Source organism: Pseudomonas sp. B21-054 (genome assembly GCF_026016345.1).
Taxonomy (GTDB): domain Bacteria; phylum Pseudomonadota; class Gammaproteobacteria; order Pseudomonadales; family Pseudomonadaceae; genus Aquipseudomonas.
Window position 1 is genome coordinate 3,105,026 of the sequence record NZ_CP087204.1, and the last position, 24,068, is coordinate 3,129,093.

A 24,068-nucleotide genomic window follows, 5' to 3' on the forward strand; every position below is an offset into this window, starting at 1 on the left:
GGTAGCTCGACCTTAAAAACAATAATGATCGGAGAGTGACATGCGAAAACTGATGAAAACCCTGTTGGCCGGGGCATGCGCAACGGGGTTGTTGCTGGGCAGCGTGGCGAGCCACGCGGACGAGATTCGTGAACGCACCCTGCGATTCGCGTTCCAGAACGTCAAGGAGCATCCGCAAGGGCAGGGCGCGCAGAAGTTCGCCGACCTGCTCAGCGCGAAGAGCGGTGGCAAGATCAAGGTGCGTCTGTTCCCTGGCGGCACCTTGGGCGGCGACGTGCAGACCGTGTCGGCCTTGCAGGGCGGCACGCTGGACCTGACCGTGCTCAACTCCGGCATCCTGGCGGCCCAGGCTCCGGACTATGCCATGCTCGATTTCCCGTTCCTGTTCAATAACGCCGAGGAAGCCCATGCGGTGATCGATGGACCGGTCGGCCAGAAACTGGCCGCGCAACTGGACAGCAAAGGCCTGGTGGGCCTGGGCTATTGGGACCTGGGTTTCCGCAGCCTGACCAACAGCAAGCATCCAGTGACCAGGCTCGAAGACATGCAGGGCTTGAAAATTCGCGTCATCCAGTCGCCGATCTACCTGGAAACCTTCTCCGCCCTGGGGGCCAACCCTGTGCCGATGGCCTTCCCCGAGGTCTATACCGGCCTTGAACAGCACACCATCGATGGTCAGGAGAACCCATTCACGGTGATCGAGGGCAATAAGTTCTATGAGGTGCAGAAGTACCTCTCGGTGACCGGACATATTTTCAATCCGCAGTCGTTGATCATCAGCCAGAAGACCTGGAATCGCCTCAATGACGATGAAAAGACGATGATTCGCGAGGCGGCGGCCGAAGCACAAAAATTCCAGCGGGAAGTCACCACCGCGAGCATGGATAAGGCGAAAGCGACACTGGCTGGCGCGATGACTGTGAACGAAATCACCCCGGCCGAGAAAGATCGCTTTCGCGAGCGGGTGCAACCGGTGATCGACAAGTTCGCCAAATCCCTGGATGCCAACCTGGTGAAGATGATGTACGACGAAATCGCCAAGGTGCGCGCGGCGCAGTGAGCTGAGCCCAACACCAGGCCTTGAGCCGATCAAATCTGTGGGAGCGAGCTCAGCTACATCAATGCGGCTGACCTGACGCTATCGCGAGCAAGCTCGCTCCCACACTGGACTTTCAGTGGGCATGCAATCCGCGCTCGACACACATCTCCTTGTGGGAGCGAGCTTGCTCGCGATAGCGGTGTGTCAGCCAGCATCAATGCGGCTGACCTGACGCCATCGCGAGCAAGCTCGCTCCCACAGATTTTTTTCTTCCGTGAGCGGTTATTGAGCGCCCGGAACCGCCAGCCACTGTCCAATGACTTTCTGGTAGCTGCCGTTCGCCTTGCTCAGGTGCAGCCACTGGTCAACGTACATTTTCCAGGTGGTGTCATCCCGTGGCAGCAGGTAGGCCTTCTCGCCATATTGCAGGTAACGGGTCGGGTTGACGGCGCAGAGGCCCGGCTTGAGTTTTTGCTGGTAGAGCGCTTCCGAGGCATCGGTAATCATCACGTCGGCTTTCTTGTCCAGCAGTTCCTGGAAGATGGTCACGTTGTCGTGGAAGTTGAGCTGGCCCTTGGGCAGGAAGGCCCGCACGAAGGCTTCGTTGGTGCCGCCGGCCGGTTCCACCAGGCGCACCGAAGGTTGATTGATCTGCTCGATGGTCTGATAGCGCGACTGGTCTTCGCAACGTACCAGCGGGATCTTGCCATCCACGTCCAGAGTGTTGCTGAAGAAGGCTTTCTTCTGACGTTCCAGCGTCACCGAAATCCCGCCCATGCCGATGTCGCACTTACCTGCCTGCATGTCCGGCATCAGGGTTTTCCAGGTGGTCTGCACCCACTGCACCTTGACGCCCAGGCTGGCGGCCAGTGAGCGGGCCATGTCGATGTCGATGCCTTCGTATTCGCCTGTTTCAGCTTTGTAGGTGTAGGGCTTGTAGTCGCCCGTGGTGCACACCTGCAGTTCGCCTCGCTGCAGGACCTGATCCAGGTGCGAGGGCGCGGGCTCCGCCAAGGCATTGCCGCAGAGCGCCAGCAGGCCGCAGATCGTCATCGTGCTTGTTATGTTTTTCATAGGAATGGACGGCTCGCAAGGGAGGACAAGGCCGTCGAGTGTAGTAAAAGTGCCGGCAGGCTGTCACTGGAGCGTCGAGACGAGCGATCAGCCTGGGGTGGTCTCGGGCGTTTTTTGCTGCAGGCTCTTCAGGTAGCCGCAAAACATATCGGCCATGGCACCGGCATACGTCTGGATTTGCTCGTCGGAGCGAGGCGTTGCCGAAAATCGCTTACCCACGGAACTGAGCGTCGTGATGATCAGGTCACCGGCCAGGGCGCGGGTATGCTCGCAACTATCCGGCAGCACTTGCAGCATGAAAGCGTCCACCGACTGCTGCACCGACGTCCGCGCCGTCTGGTGCTCGGGGGCGTCACGGTAGAGAGGGGCGGCGTCGTTGAGGGCGATGCGTATCTGCGCCTCGTCGCATTCGGATTGGATGAACGCCTGCACCAGTGCCCTCAACCGCTCGAAGGGCGGCTTGGCGTTGTCTTCAAGAATCCTGCGCAGCATCGCGGTGGTTTGTTGCCACTCATCACTCTGCAGCCGGAACAGGATGGCCGCTTTGTTCGGGAAATACTGGTACACCGAGCCGACGCTGACGCCCGCTCGCTCGGCAACGCGGGCCACGGTGAAGCGAGGGGCGCCGTGGGTCGCCAAAACCTGAACAGCCGCTTCCAGGACCGCTGCCACGAGCTCGGCGGAGCGCGCCTGTTTCGGCTGTTTGCGCGAGGAAATCTGGGGGCTAGGGCGCTCGGACATGCGGGGGTGAACCTCGAAGGGGGAATGCGAATAGAAAATACGACGAAGTATTCGTATTCTGAATGCGACGAATTGATCGCATTCTAGTCGCCCTTTGAACGGCATTCAACGTCACCCCTTTTCGCCACGCTTTCTTCTGGTTATTCCTATGACTGACAAACACGCTCAACCTGCTTCTTCGGCGGCCCCGACGGCCGCCAGTACCCCTCCGGTGTTGACGCTGCTGCCACTGGTCCTGACGGTGTTCATCGGCTTCCTGACGATTGGCATGCAACTGCCGGTCTTGCCCCTGCATCTGCACGATACGTTGGGCATGGGGACGCTCGTGATAGGGCTGGTGGTGGGCGCGCAGTTCGCCGCTGCGCTGCTGTCGCGCTCCTGGGCTGGCAACTTTGCCGATATACGTGGCACCCAGCGCGCGGTCATCGCCGGCCTGATAACGGCGGCCTGTTCCGGCCTGGTTTACCTGGTCTCCCTGGCCTTCGTCGGCATGCCGCTGGTTTCAGTCTGGCTGCTGGTCCTGGGCCGCGTCATCCTGGCCATGGGCGAAAGCCTGATTGTCACCGGCGCGTTGGGTTGGGGCATTGGCCTGGTCGGACCACAGCATGCGGGCAAGGTCATGGCCTGGAATGGCATCGCCATGTACGGCGCCTTTGCGTTGGGTGCGCCGGCTGGCGTATTCATGAATGCGCTGTGGGGGTTCATGGGCATCGCCGTGGCTACAGTGTTCATCCCACTGCTGGCCCTGGTGGTCGTCGCCAAGGTCAGGGTTATCGCCCCCACGGCGACCCGGCGCACGCCTTTCTACAAAGTCCTGGGTAGTGTCTGGGCCCCTGGCATGGGATTGGCGTTTTGCAGCGTCGGGTTTGGGGTTGTCACCGCGTTCATCGCGCTGTTATTTGCCAGCAAAGGTTGGGGTAACTCCTCGCTGGCGTTCACCGCGTTCGGCCTGGCATTCATTGGGGCTCGCCTCTTGTTTGGGCATCTTCCGGACAAGCTTGGTGGTGCGCAGGTGGCCTTGGTCTGTGTGGTCATCGAGGCTGTCGGCCTGCTGTTGATCTGGGGAGCCGATACCGCGCTCATCGCGTATCTGGGCACGGCGTTGACCGGGTTCGGCTATTCGCTGGCCTTCCCAGGCTTTGGGGTGGAGGCGGTAAAGCGGGTTCCGGCGCAAACCCGCGGCCTGGCCATGGGCGCCTATGTAGCATTCCTTGATATTTCCCTGGGCATCACCAGTCCGCTGGCCGGCGTATTGGCGAGTGGCTGGGGGATCGAGGCGGTTTACCTGGGCGGCGCCGTGGCTGTCGCGCTGTCCTTTGGCATGGCTTTGCTGCTGTTGATGGGGCAGGCCAATGCAAAGCAGTTCGTACACATTCCATACAAATCTTGAGCCGGGCATAGGTTATAGAGGTTTCGAGATCCCGCTTTTTTTCCAGAACAGGAGCGTTGCATATGCACGTATTCGTTACCGGCGCCACCGGTTGGGTTGGGTCGGCAGTGGTCGAGGATTTGCTCGGCGCGGGCTACCGAGTCACCGGGTTGGCCCGTTCAGAGGACAAGGTCGCCAGGCTCGCAGCCACCGGCGCGAAGGTGGTGCGCGGGACCCTTGACGACATCGAGGTCTTGCAGACCGCGGCGCTGGCGGCGGACGCGGTGATCCACACGGCGTTCAATCATGACTTTTCCAGGTTCGCCGAAAACGCCGAGCAGGATCGTCGCGTGATCGAGGCGCTAGGCAGCGCGTTGCAAGGTTCCAGCCGTCCATTGCTCGTCACCTCGGGTTTGTCCGGGCTGAGCCGGGGTGCGGTCGAACTTGAAGTGGCCAGTCCCGCCTCTCTGCGCAAATCCGAGGCGGCCGCCCGGGCGGTGGCCGAGCGGGGCGTACGCGCGGCCACTGTGCGGCTGGCGCCTTCGGTCCATGGAATGGGCGACTATGGCTTCATCCCCATCCTGATTCGTCTGGCGCGAGAGACGGGTGTATCGGCTTACCTCGGTGAGGGGCGCAATTGCTGGTCAGGTGTGCATCGGTTGGATGCCGCGAAGGTCTACCGGCTGGCGCTCGAGCAAGGCGTGACGCAGTCCGTGTACCACGCGGTCGCTGATGAGTCAGTACCGTTCAAGGCCATTGCCCAGGTACTCGGTCGCCACCTGGGCTTGCCGACGGCGTCACGCGAGCGCGAGCACTTCGGCTGGTTCGCGCGCATGGCCGGTGCAGACATGGCGGCGTCCAGTGCGCACACGCGAGCATTGTTAGGCTGGACGCCGAACGGTCCTGACCTGCTGACAGACCTGGACCAACCGGGTTACTACCTTGGGTGAGAGTGGCGCTAGACTGACTGTTCTTTCTCGAAAATGTGGGTGTCCTGATGAGTCTTGCTCCCTTTCACCTGGCTATTCCCGTTTATGACCTCGCGGCTGCCCGTGCTTTTTACGGTGATGTGTTCGGATTGCCAGAAGGTCGCTCCAGCGCGCAATGGGTCGATTTCAATTTCTTCGGTCATCAGTTGGTGATTCATGAACAGCCGAAGACGGCGTCCCAGGAAAGCGTCCACAGCAACCCGGTAGACGGCCACGACGTGCCTGTCCCGCATTTTGGCGTGGTGCTGGGCTGGGAGGAGTGGGAGGCATTGGCCGAGCGTTTGAAGTCCTTTGGCACAACGTTCGTGATCGAGCCCTATATCCGCTTCCAGGGCCAGGTGGGTGAGCAGGCGACGATGTTCTTGTTCGACCCTTGCGGCAACGCGCTGGAGTTCAAGGCGTTCAAGGATATGAGCCAGTTGTTCGCGAAGTAGCGCGATGCTGATCTCTGTGGCAAGGGGATAAATCTCCCCGCCACAGAAGCGTCAGCCGAGCGCCATTCAGCGCGAAATGATCCCGTGGTCGATCGCGTATTTCACCAGCGCCGCGGGTTTGTCGATGTTCAGCTTGCGGCGGATGCTCAGGCGGTGGGTTTCGACGGTTCGCACGCTGATGTCCAGTTCGCGGGCCATTTCCTTGTTGTTCAGGCCCTGGACCATTTTGTACAGCACCTGGCTCTCCCGTGGCGTCAGTTCGTTATCGCTGTTCTGGTCGGTAGCGAGCCGTTGGGCGATCTCGGCGCTGTAGAAGGTGCCGCCGCTGATGATGGCTTCGATGGCCGCGATGATTTCCCGCGATGGGGCATTCTTGAGCACATAGCCGCTGGCGCCGGAGCGCACGGACTCGCTCACGTACTCGTAATTGTCGTACATGCTCAGGATGAGGATCTTGAGGCTGGGGTATTGCTTGCCCAGCTGCCGGGTCAGTTCAAGCCCGTTCATGTCCTTGAGGCTGATGTCCACCAGCAGCAGGTCCGGTTGGCAGCGACCGACCATCTCGATCGCCTGCGCGCCGTTCTCGGCTTCGCCCACCACGTTCAATTGAGGCATTACAGACAGCAGGGCCCTGATGCCGTCGCGGACCAGGGAGTGATCGTCGACCAGCGCAACGCGGATCGCAGGGGGCAGGCTCATCGGCAGGTGCTCTTGTTGGAATGGGCGCGCATCAGCTTTCTGTCGCCGACAGGTTCATGGGCAGCAGGATGTCCAGTTCGCTTCGTCCCGGCACCGACGTCAGCTCCAGGCGTCCACCGAAATGCTCGACGCGTTCGCGGATGTTGCGTAGGCCGATGCCGGTATGGCCGCGTTCGACCTGCGGCACGTTGAACCCCATCCCGTCATCCACCACCGTCAGGCGCAAGGACTGGCTGGAACCAAACAAGGTGATGCCGACGCTTTTCGCCCCGGCGTGACGCTCGATATTGGTCAGGGCTTCCTGGGCAATGCGGAACAGTGAAACGGGCGCGCCGTTTTCCAGCCGGCAATCGAACTCATTGCTTCTGTAGGACACCTCGAGTCCGCTGCGTTGCTGGAACTCAGTCGCGAGCTGACCGATGGCGGCAGGCAGCCCCAGCGTGTCGAGCAGGGACGAACGCAAATCGTGGGAAATGCTGCGGATCTCGCCGATGGCTTCTCCCAGCCGATCAGTCGCATTCTTCAAAATGCCCAAGCCATTTTCCTGGCCGTTTTCCAGCACATGGCTGGCCAGTTCGAACTGGAATTTGATCGACACCAACAACTGGCTGATGCCGTCGTGAAGCTCGCGAGACACCCGCGAGCGCTCTTCTTCCTGCAAGCTGACAATGCGCTGGTTCAACCGCTGCAGCTTCTTGTCGGCCAGGCGATGTTCGCTGACGTTGAGGGTCATGCCGCCGGCAAACACCAGCAGTACTGCCACCAAGGCGATGGCGGCGATGGCCTGCATGGTGGTGTGGATGCCCTGGGCCACCTCGTCGCGGGCCTGCTGGGTGGCGCGCTCGACATCCTCCAGGTAAATCCCGGTGCCCAGCATCCAGCCCCAGCGGTCCAGCATCACCACGTAGGCCAGCTTGTCGGTGACCTGGCCGGAGGAGGGCTTGTTCCAGGCATAACGCTGGAAACCTTCGCCCGACTCGGCGCTTTTGAGCAGCGCCTGGATGACGGGCAAGCCGTGGGGATCCTTCATGTCCCAGAGGTACTGCCCCACCAGCTCCGACTGACGGGCGTGCATCAGGCTGCGACCCTGGCGGTCGTACACGAAAAAGTAACCGTTGATGCCGAAGCTGAGCTTGCGCAGTTCCTCCAGGACCTGCTGCTGCGCACGTTCGTCGCCCAAGCCGTCGTTATACAGCGGGGCGATCAGGCTCTGCGCCATCTCGACGTAGTTTTTCAACTCGGCGCGCTTGCTCGCCAGGATGCTGTCTTCGATCAATTGCGCCTGTTGATCGCCCAATTGTCGGTTCAGGGAGATCACCAGGGCGCAGATGACAGCAATCGCCAGGACCAGAGGCAAAATACCGAGGGCGACGATTTTGTGTTTAAGCAGCATCTGTACTCCTGTCCGGGCTCAGCGGGGAGGCGAATGGCGGCATCATATGCCAAACCCATGGATGAGACATCCAAACCTGTGGGAGCGGGTTCTACGTAGTACTACGGATTTATTTATTGACGGCATACAGGGATATTGGGCCCGCTCCGAATAGCCGGGGCACACTATAAAAACAATCGCCGCAATCCACTGGATATCGGCAGGAGACACGCAATGACAACCCGTCTGGTTAAACACCTCGCCTGGTTTGCCGTGGCTGTTCTGGGAGCTTGTGCGTTGAGTGTCGTGGCCTTGCGCCGCGGCGAACCCATCAACGCCCTCTGGATCGTCGTCGCCGCCGTGGCCATCTACCTGGTCGCCTACCGCTACTACAGCCTCTTCATCGCCAACAACGTGATGCAACTCGATGCGCGCCGGGCCACCCCCGCTGTGCTCAACAACGACGGCCTGGACTATGTCCCGACCAACAAACACATCCTTTTCGGCCACCACTTCGCGGCCATTGCCGGCGCGGGGCCGCTGGTCGGGCCGGTATTGGCGGCGCAGATGGGCTACCTGCCCGGCACGCTCTGGCTGATTGCCGGCGTGGTGCTGGCCGGTGCGGTGCAGGACTTCATGATCCTGTTCCTGTCCACCCGCCGTAACGGTCGTTCCCTGGGCGACATGGTCCGCGAAGAAATGGGCCGCATCCCCGGCACCATCGCGCTGTTCGGCTGCTTCCTGATCATGATCATTATCCTCGCGGTGCTGGCGCTGATCGTGGTCAAGGCCCTGGCCGAGAGCCCGTGGGGGATCTTCACGGTGATGGCGACCATCCCGATCGCGATGTTCATGGGCATCTACATGCGCTACATCCGCCCGGGTCGCATCGGTGAAATCTCGCTCATCGGCGTGCTGTTGCTGCTGGGCTCGATCTGGCTGGGCGGGCAGATCGCCGCCGACCCGGTCTGGGCCAAGGCCTTCTCCTTCACTGGGATCCAGATCACCTGGATGCTGATCGGCTACGGTTTCGTCGCGGCGGTGCTGCCGGTGTGGCTGATCCTGGCCCCGCGGGACTACCTGTCGACGTTCCTCAAGATCGGCACCATCGTCGCCCTGGCCATCGGCATCCTGGTCACCATGCCCGAGCTGAAAATGCCGGCGCTGACCCAGTTCACCGACGGCACCGGGCCGGTGTGGAAGGGCGGGCTGTTCCCGTTCCTGTTCATCACCATCGCCTGTGGCGCGGTCTCGGGCTTCCATGCGCTGATCTCCTCGGGCACCACGCCCAAGCTGCTGGATAACGAAGTCAACGCCCGCTACATCGGTTACGGCGGCATGCTGATGGAGTCGTTCGTGGCGATCATGGCCATGGTGGCCGCTTCGGTGATCGAGCCAGGCGTGTACTTCGCCATGAACAGCCCGGCGGCCATCGTCGGCGGTGACGTGGTGGCCGTGGCGCAAACCGTCAGCAGCTGGGGCTTTGCAATCACCCCCGAGGCGCTGCAAGCGGTGGCCAAGGACATCGGCGAAACCACCGTCCTGGCCCGTGCCGGCGGTGCGCCGACCCTGGCGGTCGGTATCGCGCAGATCCTGCATTCGGTGCTGCCGGGTGAAAACACCATGGCGTTCTGGTACCACTTCGCGATCCTGTTCGAAGCGCTGTTCATCCTCACGGCGGTGGACGCCGGCACCCGTGCCGGGCGGTTCATGCTGCAGGACTTGCTGGGCTCGTTCGTGCCGGCGCTCAAGCGCACCGAATCCTGGACCGCCAACCTGATCGCCACCGCCGGTTGCGTGGCGCTGTGGGGCTACCTGCTGTACCAGGGCGTGATCGATCCGCTGGGCGGCATCAACACCTTGTGGCCGCTGTTCGGCATCTCCAACCAGATGCTGGCCGGTATCGCCCTGATGCTCGCCACCGTGGTGCTGATCAAGATGAAGCGCCAGCGCTACGTCTGGGTGACCATGCTGCCGGCGGTCTGGCTGTTGATCTGCACCACCACGGCGGGCCTGATCAAGCTGTTCGACGCCAACCCGGCGATCGGCTTCCTGGCCCTGGCGCGCAAATACAACGATGCCCTGGCGGCCGGCCAGGTCCTGGCCCCGGCCAAGAGCATCGAGCAGATGCAGCACGTGGTGTTCAACGCCTACACCAACGCCACGCTGACGGTGTTGTTCCTGTTCGTGGTCTTCAGCATCCTGTTCTACGCACTCAAGGTCGGCATCGCCGCCTGGGGTACCCAGGAACGCACGGACAAGGAAGCGCCATTCCAGGCCGTGCCGGACGCTTGATAGAGGATTGCAACGATGTTCAATGACTTGAGTCGCCTCGGTAAATACCTCGGTCAGGCCGCGCGCCTGATGGTCGGCATGCCCGACTACGACAACTACGTCGAGCACATGCAAACCAAACACCCGGACAAGCCGATGATGGACTATGAGGCGTTCTTCCGCGAACGCCAGGAGGCCCGTTACGGTGGCAAGGGTGGGCCCAAGTGTTGTTGAAGCACCGCTTGGGTTGAAGTACCCCCTGTGGGAGCGGGCTTGCTCGCGAAGGCGGAGTGTCAGTTAATGATGATGTTGACTGACCCACCGCCATCGCGAGCAAGCTCGCTCCCACAGTTGTTTTTGGGGGGGCAACATCTGCGTGCTACCACAGATCCACTTGTGGGAGCGAGCTTGCTCGCGATGGCGTCGGGTCAGTCGCCATTGATGTGGCTGACACTCCGCCTTCGCGAGCAAGCCCGCTCCCACAGTTGTTTTGGGGTGGTTTCAACATTTGCGTATTCCACAGACCCTCTGTGGAGTTACCGAGTTTCACGACTGAGCCGCAGCTCGGCGCACAGCCCGCCACCGTCGCGGTTGCTCAAGGTCAATGAACCGCCCATGGCGTTCGCCAGTTGCTGGGCAATGGCCAAGCCTAATCCGGTGCCGCCGGTTTCCCGGTTACGCGAGCTTTCTACCCGGTAGAACGGCTTGAGGACTTCGGCCAGTTCCTGTTCGTTGATGCCAGGGCCACGGTCCAATACCTGGATCGCCAATTGACCGTTTTCGCCCTCTTGCACCTCGATCCGGGCCGCACCGCCAAACTTCAACGCATTGTCCACCAGGTTGACCAACACCCGGCGCAGGGCGTGGGGGCGGGTGTCGATGACGGCGGCGTTTTTCCCGGAAAGCTGCACATCCTGCCCGGTGTCCTGATAGTCGAACACCAGGCTGTCGAGAAACGCGTCCAGGCTGATGCGGCAGCTGGCCTCGGTGGCGCCGTGGACGCTGCGGGCATAGGCCACGCCTTCGCGTACCAGGTGTTCCATTTCGCTCAAGTCGCTCCACAGCTTGTCCTTCTCAATGCCGTCGTCCATGAATTCGGCGCGCAGCTTCATGCGTGTGATGGGCGTCTGCAAGTCATGGGAAATAGCCGCCAGCAATTGCATGCGCTCCTTGAGGTAGGCTGCGATGCGATCCTGCATGGCATTGAACGCCTTGGCGGCATGGACCACTTCGGTCGGGCCCTTTTCGTCCAGGCGTACGCTGTGGACGTTCGGATCGAGGGTTTCCACTGCTCCGGCCAACCGGGTCAGCGGGCCGACGGCGATGCGTACGGCCAGCCAGGTGCAGCCGATCAGCAGTGCCAACTGCCCCAGCAACACCACCGGCAGCCAGAGGGAGAGGGGCATCATCGCCGGACGTACATCGATGGTCAGCGGGCTGCCGTCGCCCAGGCGCAGGTGAGCCTGGTAGTGCATTTTCGGCCCGGGTATCTGATTGAAGGTCAGGGCGTAGGCCTGGCCGATGGCCTCTTGGATCGAGCTCACCGACACGGGGGCGTCGGTAAGGTCCATCGGCTGGCCGGGCTGGCCTTCATCTAGCAGGTAGCCGTAGTTGCGCCGGGCGAGTTTGGGTAGCCAGGCCGGGCGTTCGGCGGCAGGCAGGCGGTCGAGGATGGCAACGGAGGTCGAGACATCGGTTTCCAGGTTGCCGAGCATGGTGGATTTGGCCGTCTGGTAGCGCTCGTAATACTGGGCACCAAACGACAGCCCCTGGGCCAGGATCAGCCCTATCAGGAAAATCAGCGACAGCCGCGAGGCGAGGGTACGCGGCCAATGCAATGGCAGACTCATACCGAAGCCTCGAGGATCTCCACCGGCAGCGAGAACACATAGCCTTCGCTACGCACGGTCTTGATATAGGCCGGTTCCCGGGCATCGTCCAACAGGCGCTGACGCAGGCGGCTGACCAGCAGGTCGATGGAGCGATCGAACAGATCGGCGTCCCGGCCCTGGGTCAGGTTGAGCAACTGGTCACGGTTGAGTACCCGTTGCGGGTGGTCGAGGAACACCCGCAGCAGCCGATATTCGGCGCCACTCAAGGCGACCATGGTGCCATCGGCGTCCAGCAGGTGGCGGGCGGTGGTGTCCAGGCGCCAGCGCCCGAAGGCCAGCAGGCGACCGCTTTCAGTGACCACCAGGTTGGGCGGCAGCATCCGGGTACGGCGAAGTACGGCATTGATTCGCGCCAGCAGCTCGCGGGCGGCGAAGGGTTTGACCAGGTAATCGTCGGCGCCCATTTCCAGGCCGATGATGCGGTCGGTTTCGTCGTTGCGGGCGGTGAGCATCAGTACCGGCGTGGCTTTGTGCTTGCCGGCGCGCAGCTCCCGGCACAGCACCAGGCCGTCATCGCCGGGCATCATGATGTCCAGCACGATCAGGTCCACCGGGGTGGTTTCCAGGAACGCGCGCATTTGCCGGCCATCGGCGACGACAGTGGTGCGCAGGCCGTTCTTCTTCAGGTAGTTGCCAACCAGCTCTCTGATCTCGCGATCGTCATCCACTATCAACACGTGATCGACATGATCCATGGTGTCCAGCCCCTCTTGGCGTTTCGTTGTGATCAGTCTACAGGCGTCGGCCGGCCCGGCCTGCGACGGTTTGTATTGCAGTGTATCTGGCGTGCGACGGATACACAGGGATGCAAAAAGCCACCTGGCTCGATACAGACGCGATACCTCAACGGCATTCAATGGCTTCCATCGAGGCAACACAACAAGCCTCGGCAGAAAACACACTCATTGAATGACTCGAGGACACCGCCATGAACACCAAAGCCATCTACGCCGCTTGCCTCTTCGCCACGCTGAACATCTGCACCCTGTCGGCCCGGGCCGAAAGCAACGTCCAGGCGCAAACCTATACCTACGGCACCCACCTGGACATCCGGAAGGTGCTGTCCATCACCGAAGACGCCAACCCGGCCTGCGGCGTGGTGAACGCCGAGATGATCTATCTGGACTCAGCGGGCCACAAGCAGGCGCTGGACTACCGCAAGCTTGCCGACAATTGCAATGACGGTAACTGAAAGTAAAACATTATAAATATAAGTTAACTAATTATTATTGCGTACTATTTTCAACTATCCAGTGGTGATCCCATGCTTCTGATCGCTTTCCTCGGCGGGATCCTGACGATCCTCAGCCCCTGTATTCTCCCCGTGGTGCCGTTTCTGTTCGCCCGTGCCAATCGCTCGCGGGGCTCGGTGCTGCTGACACTCGTCGGCATGGTGCTGACGTTCGCCCTGGTGTCGAGCCTGGCGGTGGTCAGTAGCGAGTGGGTATTGCGCGCCAGCAGCGTCGGCCGGCAAGTCGCCCTGGTGGTGATGGTGCTGTTCGCCTTGTCGCTGATCTTCAGCCGGGTCGGCATATGGTTGTCGCGGCCGCTGGTCAGCCTGGGCAATCGGATTGACGCCAGCGCCGGGCGGATGGCCGGGCCGGTAGCGTCGGTGCTGATCGGGGTGGCCACCGGACTGCTCTGGGCACCGTGTGCCGGGCCGATACTCGGGGTGATCCTGACCGGTGCCATGCTGCAAGGCGCCAGCGCCGAGACCAGCCTGTTACTGCTTGCCTATGGCTTGGGCAGTGCCTTGTCCCTGGGTGTGCTGATCCTCGCCGGACGCGGATTGATCGGTCGCCTGAAACTCTCGCTGCCGCTGACGAGCTGGTTGCGCCGTGGCACCGGTGTCGTTGTGTTGCTGGCTGCCGTGGCGATTGGCACTGGCGTCGATGATCGGCTGTTGGCCAGCACCTCTTCCCAACGCTCGGCCAGCCTGGAACAGAGCCTGCTGGAGAAGGTACCGAAGGCTATCGACTACGTGGTCAGCAAGGCCAGCGCCGACTCCATGCCAACCCTCGGGTCCCAGGGCGCCATGCCCTCGCTGGATGGCGCGGTGCAATGGCTGAACTCGCCTCCGCTGAGCAGTGAGTCATTGCGGGGCAAGGTGGTGTTGGTGGATTTCTGGACCTATGACTGCATCAATTGCCAGCACACGCTGCCTTATGTGAACGAGTGGGCGAAAAAGTACGAGAAGGACGGGCTGGTGGTGATCGGCGTCCACACCCCGGAATATGGCTACGAGAAGATCATCGACAACGTGCGCGAGCAGGTGCGCAAACTGGGCATCCATTATCCGGTGGCCATCGATAACCAATATGCGATCTGGCGCGCCTTCAATAACCAGTACTGGCCGGCCCATTACTTCATCGACGCCAAGGGGCAGGTGCGCTACAGCCACTTTGGCGAAGGGCGCTATGGCGCGCAGGAGCAGGTGATTCAGCAGTTGTTGCAGGAGGCGAAGGCAGGCCAGTGATATCCGTGGCGAGGGAGCTTGCTTGTGGCGAGGGGATTTATCCCCGTTGGGTCGCGAAGCGGCCCTAAAACCTGACAACTCGGTGTGTCAGATTGATCCATGGGGCTGCTGCGCAGCCCAACGGGGATAAATCCCCTCACCACAGGAATTGGGTAGCCGTACTGGCCCCTTGCTCATTTGAATGTCGTCAAACTTCTTTTATTTCAGAAAGTTGAGCGACAAACCTATGCGAATTTCTATGTGGGTCGTAGCGACGTTTCTCCTGGCCGCCGTCTCGCTTGAGGCCCAGGCCAAAGCACTGACGCAAAACCAGCAGTCGGTGTGCCGATGGGGCGCGGACATCGCGGCGGGAGCACAGGCCGCGAAGCTCTCCGGGATTACCTTGTACGGCGCCCGCAAGCGATTGCAAGTTCGCAAATTCCCCCGGCCCTGGATGCGCATGACCGCCATGGGCATCACCGAGCAAACCTACAACAGTGCATCGCGCCTCAAGCCCGCAGCCGTCAAGCAGACTTACTACGAGCAATGCGTGCGTCACGAGTTGGCGCGCAGATAGCGCTCAACGTCAAGCCGGGCGCCTGCCCGGCATCTCGATGCCATGCTGGTGCACCCGTCGATACAGGGTCGCCCGGGAAATACCCAGGGCCCGGGCGGCGGCGGTGGGCTTCCAGCGATGGCGCACCAGGGCGTCGAGCAATGCCTGACGCTCCGGGCTGGCGCTCGGTTCCGGCGAGTGAGCAGCGTCGGTGCTGTGCAATGACTCGGGCAGATGGCTGAGTTGGATCACGCTCGCCTCACACACCGCGCAGGCGTAGCGCAGCACATGACGCAATTGACGGACATTGCCTGGCCAGTGATAGCCGAGCAGGCATTCCAGGGCCACGCTGCTCAGCTGCACCGCATCCCCGCACAGCGTCGACTCCTCGGCAAGAATACGGCTGATCAGCGCCAACCGGTCAGTGCGCTCACGCAGCGGCGGCAACTGGAAGCGGGCGCCGCCCAGCCGAAAATACAAATCCTCGCGAAACTCGCCGGCGGCTACCAGCGTCTCCAGGTCGCGGTGGGTGGCGCAGATCACCTGGATGTCCACGGCCTTGCGGCGCGATGCCCCCAAGGGCGCCACTTCACCTTCGGCTAACACCCGCAACAAGCGAGTCTGCAAGGCCAACGGCATGTCACCGATTTCATCCAGAAACAACGTCCCGCCATCAGCCTGCTGCAACAGGCCTTGCATGCCTTTGGCCGAGGCGCCAGTGAAGGCCCCGGCGACATAACCGAACAACTCACTCTCGATCAGGCTTTCAGGAATCGCCGCGCAGTTCAGCGCCACAAAAGGCCGATCGCGACGCTGGCTGGCCTGATGCAGTTGACGGGCGAAGACTTCCTTGCCGGAGCCGGTTTCACCCTGGATCAGCACCGGCAGGTTGCGGTCCTTGACCCGCACCGCCAGGCGCAGGCTGTCGGCCAGGCGAGGATCGATTTCGGATGGGCTCATTGCAACCCGGGGACGCGGACTGGCCCGATGGCGAGGTGCGCTCAAGCGGCCATGCAAGGCGTGATCGAGCGGGTAGAGGCTTTCGTCACGGGCGCGGTGCAGCTGTTGCTGGTCGAAGACCTGGCTGATGTGTTGCGGTAGCTGCCCGTAATGCTGCAGCAGGTATTGGCGAGCGGCGGGGTTCAGGGCTTGCAGGCAGCCATCGTCGTCCCAGGCGAACAGGAAGTCTGGCTGGCTGTCGACGTAGCCGGCGTTGCGGTGAGCCCGCAGGACCCAGTAGCCCTGGGCGCTGCTCATGAAGAACGCCTGTTCGATTTCCCGGGCACTCTGCACCACCATTTGCCGGATCAGGTGCTGCGAGCGCCGATCATCCGGCGAGCGCACCGCCGACACATCCAGCACCCCGAGCAATTCACCTTGGGGGTCGAAGACCGGCGCGGCGGAGCAGGTCAGGCCGATGAAGGCGGCCCGGAAGTGGTCACGCTTGTGCACCGTCACCGGGGCCTTGGCTGTGAGCACCGCCGCCACGCCGCAGGTGCCTTCTTCGCCCTCCGACCAACAGGTGCCCAGGTACAGCCCGGCCTTGCGGCAGTCATTGCGGATCGCGGTTTCCACCCGGTAGTCGATGGTCTGGCCCTGGGCGTCGGTCAGCAACACACAGTAATCGGCGTCGCGCACCCGGCCATGCAGGCGTGCCACTTCTTCACTGGCGATATTGAGGAACAGTTCGGAGCGCTCGCGGCACTGCTTGAGCACGTCCTCGGACAGGATGCGCGGGCCCTGCAGCGAGGCGGGATCCAGGTGATGTTGCTCCATGGAGCGACGCCAGGAGTCGAGGATCAGGTCCGGGACCGGCAGTTGTGGCAATTGGTCGGCGTTTTTCACCACGCGGCTGACGCAATCCACGTGCGCCCGGGAGTGTGCGGAAAGCATAGGGCCTCCGGTTCAGCTTCTTATCGTTGTGCGCACATTAAGCGCCGTTCGCCGAGCGCAGACAAGCCTGGCAGGGCGGATGGCTGGCGTGAGACGCCACGTCTCAATGTCTCGCGTTCACCTCGTGCAGGTTGACATGCCACGTCTCACAGCGGTCCGGTTCACGCCGTCGATTAGAGCACAGCGAACGCTCTGGACCGGGCATTTCGTGAGTTTCTTCGATAACTGGCACCGGCCTTGCTCTATCCCATGCAGCCGCCTGGCGGTTCATCCAATAATAAAAACGAGGTGCCTATGTCTTTTTACCGAGGGTCTTGCCGCCCAGGTTACTGGCCTGTTTCGCCCACGGTGGTGCCATGAGCCGCCGACCACTGACCGTGGGCATCATCGCCAACCCCGCGTCGGGCCGTGACGTGCGGCGCCTGACCGCCAACGCCGGGTTGTTTTCCAGCACCGATAAGGTCTCGGTGATCCAGCGCCTGCTGGCCGCCTTCGGCGCCACCGGCATCGAACAGGTGCTGATGCCCACCGACATGATCGGCATGGCCGCCGCCGTGTTGAAGAACAGCCACAGCCGTCAGGCCCGCAGCAGCCACTGGCCGGCCCTGGAGTTTCTTGACCTGACCCTGCGCCAGACCGTCGAAGACACCCGCCGGGCCGCACGGCTGATGGCCGAGCGCGAGGTGGCGTTGATCGCCGTGCTCGGCGGCGACGGCACGCACAAGGCCGTCGCCGCCGAAGTGGGCGACATCCCGTTGCTGACCCTGTCCACCGGCACCAACAACGCCTTCCCCGAACTGCGCGAGGCCACCAGTGCCGGCCTGGCCGGCGGGTTGTACGCCAGCGGCCGGATACCGGCGCAGATCGGCTTGCGCCGCAACAAGCGCTTGTTGGTCTGCGATGCCGCGCGAGGCCTGCGGGAAGTCGCCCTGGTGGATGTCGCCGTGTCACCGCTGCGTTTTGTCGGCGCCCGGGCCATCAGTCGCGCGGCGGACCTGGCCGAAGTCTTCGTGACCTTCGCCGAACCGCAATCCATCGGCTTGTCGGCGCTATGCGGCCTGTGGTTCCCGGTGTCACGCCAGGCGCCGGGCGGGGCCTGGATGCGCCTGGACCCGCAATCGCCTGAAGCGCTGCTGGTGCCGCTGGCCCCCGGTCTGCTGCAAGGCTGCGGCGTGCTTGCCGCCGGACCGCTGGAACCGGGCATCGCCCACGGCCTGTCGCTGTCCAGCGGCACCCTGGCCCTGGATGGCGAGCGGGAAATCGAATTCAACCCGCAAGACCGGCCCACGGTCACCCTCGATGCCAACGGCCCGCTGACCATCGATGTCAACGCGGTGCTGGCCTACACCGCGCAACACCGTTTGCTGGCCATCGGCCGCGAACATCCGCAACACCCCCTGAACCTTCGCCTTCAAGACACCCCTGGAGAATAAAAATGTCGACACCGCTCACCCACGATCAACTGCTGCACGCCTACCAGGTGATGCGCACCATCCGCGCCTTCGAAGAGCGCCTGCACGTGGAATTCGCCACCGGCGAGATTCCCGGTTTCGTCCACCTGTATGCCGGCGAAGAAGCCTCGGCCGCCGGGGTCATGGCTCATTTGGGCGATAACGACTGCATCGCCTCCAACCACCGTGGCCACGGCCATTGCATCGCCAAGGGCGTGGATGTCTACGGGATGATGGCCGAAATCTACGGCAAGAAAACCGGCGTCTGCCAAGGCAAGGGCGGCTCGATGCATATCGCCGACTTCGAGAAAGGCATGCTCGGCGCCAATGGCATTGTCGGCGCCGGCGCGCCCCTGGTGGTCGGCGCGGCTTTGGCAGCCCGGCTCAAGGGCACCGACAGCGTCGCCGTGGTGTTCTTCGGCGACGGCGGCTCCAACGAGGGCGCCGTCTTCGAGGCCATGAACATGGCCTCGGTGTGGAACCTGCCGTGCCTGTTCGTCGCGGAAAACAACGGCTACGCCGAAGCCACCGCGTCCAATTGGTCGGTGGCCTGCGATCACATCGCCGACCGCGCCGCCGGGTTCGGCATGCCCGGGGTGACGGTGGATGGCTTTGACTTCTTTGCCGTGCATGAGGCGGCTGGGGCTGCCGTCGAACGCGCCCGGGCCGGGGAGGGGCCGTCGCTGATCGAGGTCAAGCTGACACGCTATTACGGTCACTTCGAGGGCGATGCCCAGACCTACCGGGGGCCGGATGAGGTCAAGCATTTCCGCGAGAACCAGGATTGCCTGATGCAGTTCCGCGAACGCACCACCCGGGCCGGGCTGCTGTCGGCCGAGCAGCTGGACCAGATCGACAAGGAGGTGGAGCTGCTGATCGACAACGCCGTGTTCAAGGCCAAGTCCGATCCCAAGCCCACGGCGGCGGACCTGCTCACCGACGTCTACGTCTCCTACCCCTGAACGCCGCTTGCTCGAACAAGCCTCTAAAACAAAAACAGAGAATCCCATCATGGCGAGAAAAATCAGCTATCAGCAGGCAATCAACGAGGCGTTGGCCCAGGAAATGCGCCGCGACTCCAGTGTCTTCATCATGGGTGAGGACGTGGCCGGCGGTGCCGGCGCCCCCGGTGAGAACGACGCCTGGGGCGGTGTGCTCGGCGTCACCAAGGGGCTTTACGATCAGTTCCCGGGGCGCGTGCTGGATACGCCGCTGTCGGAGATCGGTTACGTCGGCGCGGCCGTCGGGGCTGCGACCTGCGGTGTGCGCCCTGTGTGCGAACTGATGTTCGTCGATTTTGCCGGTTGCTGCCTGGACCAGATCCTCAACCAGGCAGCGAAGTTTCGCTACATGTTCGGCGGCAAGGCCTCCACGCCCCTGGTGATCCGCACCATGGTCGGCGCCGGCCTGCGCGCCGCGGCCCAGCATTCGCAGATGCTCACGTCCTTTTGGACGCACATTCCGGGGCTGAAAGTGGTCTGCCCGTCATCGCCTTACGACGCCAAGGGCCTGCTGATCCAGGCGATCCGCGACAACGACCCGGTGATCTTCTGCGAGCACAAGTTGCTCTACAGCATGCAGGGCGAAGTGCCGGAAGAGCTCTACACCATCCCCTTTGGCGAGGCCAACTTCCTGCGCGACGGCAAGGACGTGACCCTGGTGTCGTACGGACGCATGGTCAACACCGCCATGGACGCCGCGCGCAGCCTGGCCGGGCGCGGTATCGACTGCGAAGTCATCGACCTGCGCACCACCAGCCCGATGGACGAGGACAGCATCCTCGAAAGCGTGGAGAAGACCGGGCGCCTGGTGGTGATCGACGAGGCCAACCCGCGCTGTTCCATGGCCACCGATATTTCCTCGCTGGTGGCGCAAAAGGCCTTTGGCGCGCTCAAGGCGCCGATCGAAATGGTCACCGCGCCGCACACGCCGGTGCCGTTCTCCGATGCCCTGGAAGACCTGTACATCCCTGACGCGGCGAAAATCGAGCAAGCCGTGCTCAACGTGATCGAGTGGAGCAAGCACTGATGAGCCAGATTCATACCCTGACCATGCCCAAGTGGGGCCTGTCGATGACCGAGGGCCGGGTCGATGCCTGGCTCAAGGAGGAGGGCCAGGCCATCGCCAAGGGCGAGGAAGTGATGGATGTCGAGACGGACAAGATCTCCAGCAGCGTCGAGGCGCCGTTCTCCGGGATCTTGCGCCGGCAGATCGCGCGCCAGGATGAAACCCTGGCGGTCGGTGCCTTGCTGGGCATTGTCGTGGAGGGCGAGGCCAGCGACGCCGAGGTCGAGGCGGTGATCGAGCAGTTCCAGGCCAGCTTCGTGCCGGGCGATGCCGCGGCCGAGGATAGCGGGCCGAAACCGCAGAAAGTCGAGCTGGACGGACGGGTGATCCGCTATTTCGAGCGCGGCGAGGGCGGTACGCCGCTGTTGCTGGTGCACGGTTTCGGTGGCGACTTGAACAACTGGCTGTTCAACCATGAGGCACTGGCGGCCGGGCGCCGGGTGGTTGCCCTGGATCTGCCGGGCCATGGCGAGTCCGGCAAGGTCTTGCAAAGGGGCGATCTGGATGAGTTGAGCGGCGTGGTACTGGCCTTGCTCGATCACCTGGACATCAACGCTGTGCACCTCGTCGGGCATTCCATGGGCGGCGCCGTGTCGCTGAACACCGCACGGCTGGCGCCCCAGCGGGTGCGTTCCCTGTCCTTGATCGGCAGCGCCGGCCTGGGTCCGGAGATCAACGGTAGCTACTTGCAGGGCTTCGTCGAAGCGGCCAACCGCAACGCCCTCAAGCCGCAGTTGGTGCAGCTGTTTTCCAATGCCGAGCTGGTCAACCGGCAGATGCTCGACGACATGCTCAAGTACAAGCGCCTGGAGGGCGTGGACGCCGCGTTGCAACAGCTGTCTGCGAGGTTGTTCGCCGATGGCCGCCAGCAAACCGACCTGCGCGAAGTGGTACAGGCCGGCCATGTGCCGACCCTGGTGGTCTGGGGCAGCGACGACGCCATCATTCCAGTGACCCACAGCGAAGGATTGAGCGCACAGGTCGAGGTGCTGCCCGGTCAGGGCCACATGGTGCAGATGGAAGCGGCCGAACAGGTCAACTCGCTGATCCTGGCGTTCATTCAACAGCACTGATCAAGCGGGCGGCGAGGTGATTCGTCGCCCTACAAAAATTCTGGAGGTAACGTCATGAACGTTTCAATCAAGCCTACCCGCAGCATGCGCGCCGCCGTCTGGCATGGCCGCAACGACATCCGCGTCGAAGACGTGCCACTGCCCATTTCGCCGCCCGCCGGTTGGGTGCAGATTCGCGTGCAATGGTGCGGTATTTGTGGTTCCGACCTGCATGAGTACGTGGCCGGGCCGGTGTTCATCCCGGTGGACGCACCGCACCCGCTGACCGGGATCAAGGGCCAGTGCATCCTCGGCCATGAGTTCTGCGGCGAGATCGTCGAACTGGGCGCCGGCGTGGAGGGCTTCAGCGTCGGCGAGCCGGTGGCGGCCGATGCCTGCCAGCACTGCGGCACCTGCTATTACTGCACCCACGGGCTGTACAACATCTGCGAAAACCTGGCGTTCACCGGGCTGATGAACAACGGTGCGTTCGCCGAACTGGTCAACGTACCGGCCAACCTGCTTTACAAATTACCCGCCGATTTCCCTGCCGAGGCCGGCGCCCTGATCGAGCCGTTGGCGGTGGGCATGCATGCGGTGAAAAAGGCCGGCAGCCTGTTGGGCCAGAACGTCGTGGTCGTGGGGGCCGGGACGATCGGCCTGTGCACGATCATGTGCGCCAAGGCCGCCGGCGCGGCGCAGGTGATCGCCCTGGAAATGTCCGGCGCACGCAAGGCCAAGGCCCTGGAAGTGGGCGCCAACCATGTGATCGATCCGAACGAATGCGACGCCCTGGCCGAAGTACGGCGCCTGACCGGCGGCCTGGGTGCCGATGTCAGCTTCGAGTGCATCGGCAACAAACACACCGCCAAGCTGGCCATCGACCTGATCCGCAAGGCCGGAAAATGCGTGTTGGTGGGAATCTTCGAGGAGCCGAGTTCATTCAACTTCTTTGAACTGGTCTCCACCGAAAAGCAGGTGCTCGGCGCCCTGGCCTACAACGGTGAGTTCGCCGACGTGATCGCCTTTATCGCCGATGGTCGTTTGGACATCTCGCCACTGGTGACCGGGCGAATCCAGTTGGAGGAAATCGTCGGGCAAGGCTTCGAGGAGCTGGTGAACAACAAGGAGCACAACGTGAAGATCATCGTGTCACCCGCACGGATCTGAGGGCGCCTGTGGTGGGCGATTTGGCGATGGCCGGCAGCGGCCATCGCTTTTTTTTCAGGTATAAGCCAGCAGGCGGCCGCAGCAGATCACCGCGATCCATAGCGCCATGGACACCAGCGCCTGGATTCTGGCCAGGCCGGGTGCCTTGTGGCCGATATTCCATTGCTGGACGCCGCGGTAGGTTCCAACGTGGAACACAAGGGCGTTGAGGCCCGCCGTCGCGATCAGGCAGAGCTTGAGGACGAAGACGTCGTTGCCGGCAAAGTCATGGGGGTGCGCGCTGAACATCATCAGCCCGGCAGGCACGATCAGCAGCAGGGCCGCAATGGCCCAGGTCAGCAGATGACGGGCCAGTGCGGTCACGGCGATGCCCTTGGACAGCCCCAGGATGCGCAGGTCGAACATCACCACCGCGCCCACCAGCACCGAAAAGCCGATGATGTGCACGACTTCCACCAGCGGGTAGAGCCACAGCTCGCTGCGCATGGCCACCGCCAGGGATGAATCCGCCAGTTGGTCCATCCAGCCTTGGGTCGCACCAGCCGGGGAGGCCTGCATCAGCGCAACTCGGTGGTCTTGTCGTCGATGGTGATGCGTTCGGCGCGCAATTCGTCGGGTTTGTTGCGGTTTGCATAGCCGACCACGGTGGCCCGGTTACCCGCTTTGAGCATGTCTTTGGTCAGGCCCCGATTCTCCATGCGTGACGGCGGGGCCAGCACGACGGTCCAGGTTTTGTCGGTGGTTTGCAGGCGCACGTAGCCATGGGGATGGGAGTAACCGGCTTCCTTGATGGTGCCGTCGAGTTCCAAGGGGGTGCTGGCGTCGTATTCGCTCCAGCCGTGGTGAGCGAGTGCTGCCGTGGCCATCAGCATCGACGCCAAACCGATGCAACGAAGGATAACGTTCATGGCAAGGTCTCCTTTTGGGGGCGGTTCAACCAGGCAAGTAATCGCGCCAGACCCGCCGTTCATCGAGCTGAAGTCGCTGTTCCTCGTCCTTGCGCAAGGGTCGGTCGCAATCGAGAAAGAACTCATCGAGTTGTGGCGGCGCGACGTGGGTGGCGCTGAGCATGGTGTGGACCTGTCCACGATGATGGATCTGATGTTCGAACAGGTGCAACAGCAGCCGGTCGATTCGTTCGCGCACCACACCGTCGGCCCGCACCAGCTCTACGCAGCGGGCGAGGTCTGTTTCTCGCAGTGATTCGCAGAAGGCCACAAGCCGCTGGTCGGTTTGGGTCTGCTTATGCACCAGTGGGGCAAAGGCCAGGGTCTCGGAGAAATCTTTTATCTGGCCGTCTCGGTCGCCTTCCAGGGCGGTGAGGTAATAGCGGTCCACTTCCAGGATGTGGCAAAGCGTGGCTTGGATGGACGGGAAGAACCCCGTGCGCGGCGCGGCGTAGTCAGCCTCGCTCAACTGCGCGCAGGCGCCGAGCAGCCTGTGGTTGGCCCATCGGTTGTTCAGGGCCTGGGCCAGGAAATAATTCATGGGAAGCCTCGTCAAGCTTTGTGGGAGCGAGCTTGCTCGCGATTTAGTCGGCA

24 protein-coding genes are annotated in these 24,068 nt (G+C 62.6%); 14 read left to right on the forward strand and 10 right to left on the reverse strand.

Going from position 1 to position 24,068, the window contains the following annotated elements; genetic code table 11:
- Nucleotides 1–40: 40 nt before the first annotated feature.
- Complete coding sequence (locus tag LOY70_RS13965) at nt 41–1,060, forward strand: TRAP transporter substrate-binding protein (protein WP_265037609.1); 1,020 nt, start codon at nt 41–43, stop codon at nt 1,058–1,060.
- Between the two features lie 261 nt (nt 1,061–1,321).
- On the opposite strand, the gene LOY70_RS13970 is transcribed toward LOY70_RS13965, so the two are convergent.
- Both LOY70_RS13970 and LOY70_RS13975 read right to left on the reverse strand, forming a co-directional pair.
- A complete protein-coding gene (locus LOY70_RS13970; RefSeq protein ID WP_123341278.1) occupies nt 1,322–2,113 on the reverse strand; it encodes a transporter substrate-binding domain-containing protein in 792 nt (263 codons plus the stop codon).
- 87 nt (nt 2,114–2,200) lie between these two features.
- Nucleotides 2,201–2,854, reverse strand: a complete 654-nt coding sequence (locus LOY70_RS13975) for a TetR family transcriptional regulator (RefSeq protein WP_265037612.1) — start codon at nt 2,852–2,854, stop codon at nt 2,201–2,203.
- A gap of 148 nt (nt 2,855–3,002) precedes the next feature.
- On the opposite strand from LOY70_RS13975, the gene LOY70_RS13980 reads away from it, so the two are divergent.
- From LOY70_RS13980 to LOY70_RS13990, 3 genes are all read left to right on the forward strand, one after another.
- Complete coding sequence (locus LOY70_RS13980; RefSeq protein WP_265037614.1) at nt 3,003–4,244, forward strand: arabinose transporter; 1,242 nt, start codon at nt 3,003–3,005, stop codon at nt 4,242–4,244.
- Nucleotides 4,245–4,306: 62 nt separating this feature from the next.
- Nucleotides 4,307–5,173 carry an SDR family oxidoreductase gene (locus LOY70_RS13985; protein ID WP_265037616.1) on the forward strand — a complete coding sequence of 289 codons (867 nt, stop codon included), beginning with the start codon at nt 4,307–4,309 and terminating at the stop codon, nt 5,171–5,173.
- Between the two features lie 47 nt (nt 5,174–5,220).
- Nucleotides 5,221–5,646, forward strand: a complete 426-nt coding sequence (locus tag LOY70_RS13990) for a VOC family protein (RefSeq protein WP_123341274.1) — start codon at nt 5,221–5,223, stop codon at nt 5,644–5,646.
- 66 nt (nt 5,647–5,712) lie between these two features.
- Here the strand turns inward: LOY70_RS13990 and LOY70_RS13995 are convergent, their stop codons facing one another.
- Both LOY70_RS13995 and LOY70_RS14000 read right to left on the reverse strand, forming a co-directional pair.
- Nucleotides 5,713–6,345 carry a response regulator gene (locus LOY70_RS13995; protein WP_265037618.1) on the reverse strand — a complete coding sequence of 211 codons (633 nt, stop codon included), beginning with the start codon at nt 6,343–6,345 and terminating at the stop codon, nt 5,713–5,715.
- A gap of 31 nt (nt 6,346–6,376) precedes the next feature.
- Nucleotides 6,377–7,738: a cache domain-containing protein gene (locus LOY70_RS14000; RefSeq protein WP_265037620.1), complete on the reverse strand. Its 1,362-nt coding sequence runs from the start codon at nt 7,736–7,738 to the stop codon at nt 6,377–6,379.
- A 213-nt stretch (nt 7,739–7,951) separates the two neighbouring features.
- Between LOY70_RS14000 and LOY70_RS14005 the strand changes: the two genes are divergently transcribed.
- Both LOY70_RS14005 and LOY70_RS14010 read left to right on the forward strand, forming a co-directional pair.
- Nucleotides 7,952–10,012: a carbon starvation CstA family protein gene (locus LOY70_RS14005; RefSeq protein ID WP_265037622.1), complete on the forward strand. Its 2,061-nt coding sequence runs from the start codon at nt 7,952–7,954 to the stop codon at nt 10,010–10,012.
- A 15-nt stretch (nt 10,013–10,027) separates the two neighbouring features.
- Nucleotides 10,028–10,225: a YbdD/YjiX family protein gene (locus LOY70_RS14010; RefSeq protein WP_003182142.1), complete on the forward strand. Its 198-nt coding sequence runs from the start codon at nt 10,028–10,030 to the stop codon at nt 10,223–10,225.
- A gap of 302 nt (nt 10,226–10,527) precedes the next feature.
- On the opposite strand, the gene LOY70_RS14015 is transcribed toward LOY70_RS14010, so the two are convergent.
- Complete coding sequence (locus LOY70_RS14015) at nt 10,528–11,841, reverse strand: ATP-binding protein (RefSeq protein ID WP_265037624.1); 1,314 nt, start codon at nt 11,839–11,841, stop codon at nt 10,528–10,530.
- Nucleotides 11,838–12,578 (reverse strand): response regulator, encoded by a 741-nt coding sequence (locus tag LOY70_RS14020; RefSeq protein ID WP_265037626.1) that lies wholly within the window; start codon nt 12,576–12,578, stop codon nt 11,838–11,840. The genes LOY70_RS14015 and LOY70_RS14020 overlap by 4 nt, the downstream gene beginning before the upstream one ends.
- Before the next feature lie 233 nt (nt 12,579–12,811).
- Between LOY70_RS14020 and LOY70_RS14025 the strand changes: the two genes are divergently transcribed.
- The 3 genes from LOY70_RS14025 to LOY70_RS14035 all read left to right on the forward strand — a co-directional run bounded on the left by LOY70_RS14025 (nt 12,812) and on the right by LOY70_RS14035 (nt 14,915).
- Nucleotides 12,812–13,075, forward strand: coding sequence for a DUF2790 domain-containing protein (locus tag LOY70_RS14025; protein WP_265037628.1), 264 nt, complete (start codon nt 12,812–12,814; stop codon nt 13,073–13,075).
- A 72-nt stretch (nt 13,076–13,147) separates the two neighbouring features.
- Nucleotides 13,148–14,359 (forward strand): cytochrome c biogenesis protein DipZ, encoded by a 1,212-nt coding sequence (locus LOY70_RS14030; RefSeq protein WP_265037630.1) that lies wholly within the window; start codon nt 13,148–13,150, stop codon nt 14,357–14,359.
- Nucleotides 14,360–14,585: 226 nt separating this feature from the next.
- Nucleotides 14,586–14,915 (forward strand): hypothetical protein, encoded by a 330-nt coding sequence (locus tag LOY70_RS14035; RefSeq protein ID WP_123344952.1) that lies wholly within the window; start codon nt 14,586–14,588, stop codon nt 14,913–14,915.
- Between the two features lie 9 nt (nt 14,916–14,924).
- On the opposite strand, the gene LOY70_RS14040 is transcribed toward LOY70_RS14035, so the two are convergent.
- Nucleotides 14,925–16,787: a sigma-54-dependent Fis family transcriptional regulator gene (locus LOY70_RS14040; protein WP_265037633.1), complete on the reverse strand. Its 1,863-nt coding sequence runs from the start codon at nt 16,785–16,787 to the stop codon at nt 14,925–14,927.
- A gap of 356 nt (nt 16,788–17,143) precedes the next feature.
- On the opposite strand from LOY70_RS14040, the gene LOY70_RS14045 reads away from it, so the two are divergent.
- The 5 genes from LOY70_RS14045 (at nt 17,144) to LOY70_RS14065 (ending at nt 22,527) form a co-directional block, all read left to right on the forward strand.
- Nucleotides 17,144–18,220, forward strand: coding sequence for an ATP-NAD kinase family protein (locus tag LOY70_RS14045; protein WP_265037635.1), 1,077 nt, complete (start codon nt 17,144–17,146; stop codon nt 18,218–18,220).
- A gap of 2 nt (nt 18,221–18,222) precedes the next feature.
- Nucleotides 18,223–19,200 carry a thiamine pyrophosphate-dependent dehydrogenase E1 component subunit alpha gene (locus LOY70_RS14050; RefSeq protein WP_265037637.1) on the forward strand — a complete coding sequence of 326 codons (978 nt, stop codon included), beginning with the start codon at nt 18,223–18,225 and terminating at the stop codon, nt 19,198–19,200.
- Between the two features lie 49 nt (nt 19,201–19,249).
- Entirely contained in the window at nt 19,250–20,266 is a 1,017-nt protein-coding gene (locus LOY70_RS14055) for an alpha-ketoacid dehydrogenase subunit beta (RefSeq protein ID WP_265037639.1), read from the forward strand.
- The gene (locus LOY70_RS14060; protein ID WP_265037640.1) at nt 20,266–21,378 is read left to right on the forward strand and encodes an acetoin dehydrogenase dihydrolipoyllysine-residue acetyltransferase subunit; all 1,113 of its coding nucleotides are present in this window, start codon (nt 20,266–20,268) and stop codon (nt 21,376–21,378) included. The genes LOY70_RS14055 and LOY70_RS14060 overlap by 1 nt, the downstream gene beginning before the upstream one ends.
- Nucleotides 21,379–21,462: 84 nt before the next feature.
- A complete protein-coding gene (locus LOY70_RS14065) occupies nt 21,463–22,527 on the forward strand; it encodes a 2,3-butanediol dehydrogenase (RefSeq protein WP_265038053.1) in 1,065 nt (354 codons plus the stop codon).
- 54 nt (nt 22,528–22,581) lie between these two features.
- Here LOY70_RS14065 and LOY70_RS14070 read toward each other — a convergent pair whose 3' ends face one another.
- Genes LOY70_RS14070 through LOY70_RS14080 form a run of 3 tightly spaced genes read right to left on the reverse strand, consistent with a single transcriptional unit; the run spans nt 22,582 to nt 24,015 of the window.
- Nucleotides 22,582–23,085, reverse strand: a complete 504-nt coding sequence (locus LOY70_RS14070; protein ID WP_265037641.1) for a DUF6644 family protein — start codon at nt 23,083–23,085, stop codon at nt 22,582–22,584.
- On the reverse strand, nt 23,085–23,435 hold the full coding sequence (locus LOY70_RS14075) for a DUF6152 family protein (protein ID WP_092327853.1): 351 nt from the start codon (nt 23,433–23,435) through the stop codon (nt 23,085–23,087). The genes LOY70_RS14070 and LOY70_RS14075 overlap by 1 nt, the downstream gene beginning before the upstream one ends.
- A 25-nt stretch (nt 23,436–23,460) precedes the next feature.
- Entirely contained in the window at nt 23,461–24,015 is a 555-nt protein-coding gene (locus LOY70_RS14080; RefSeq protein ID WP_265037642.1) for a DinB family protein, read from the reverse strand.
- Nucleotides 24,016–24,068 lie beyond the last annotated feature (53 nt).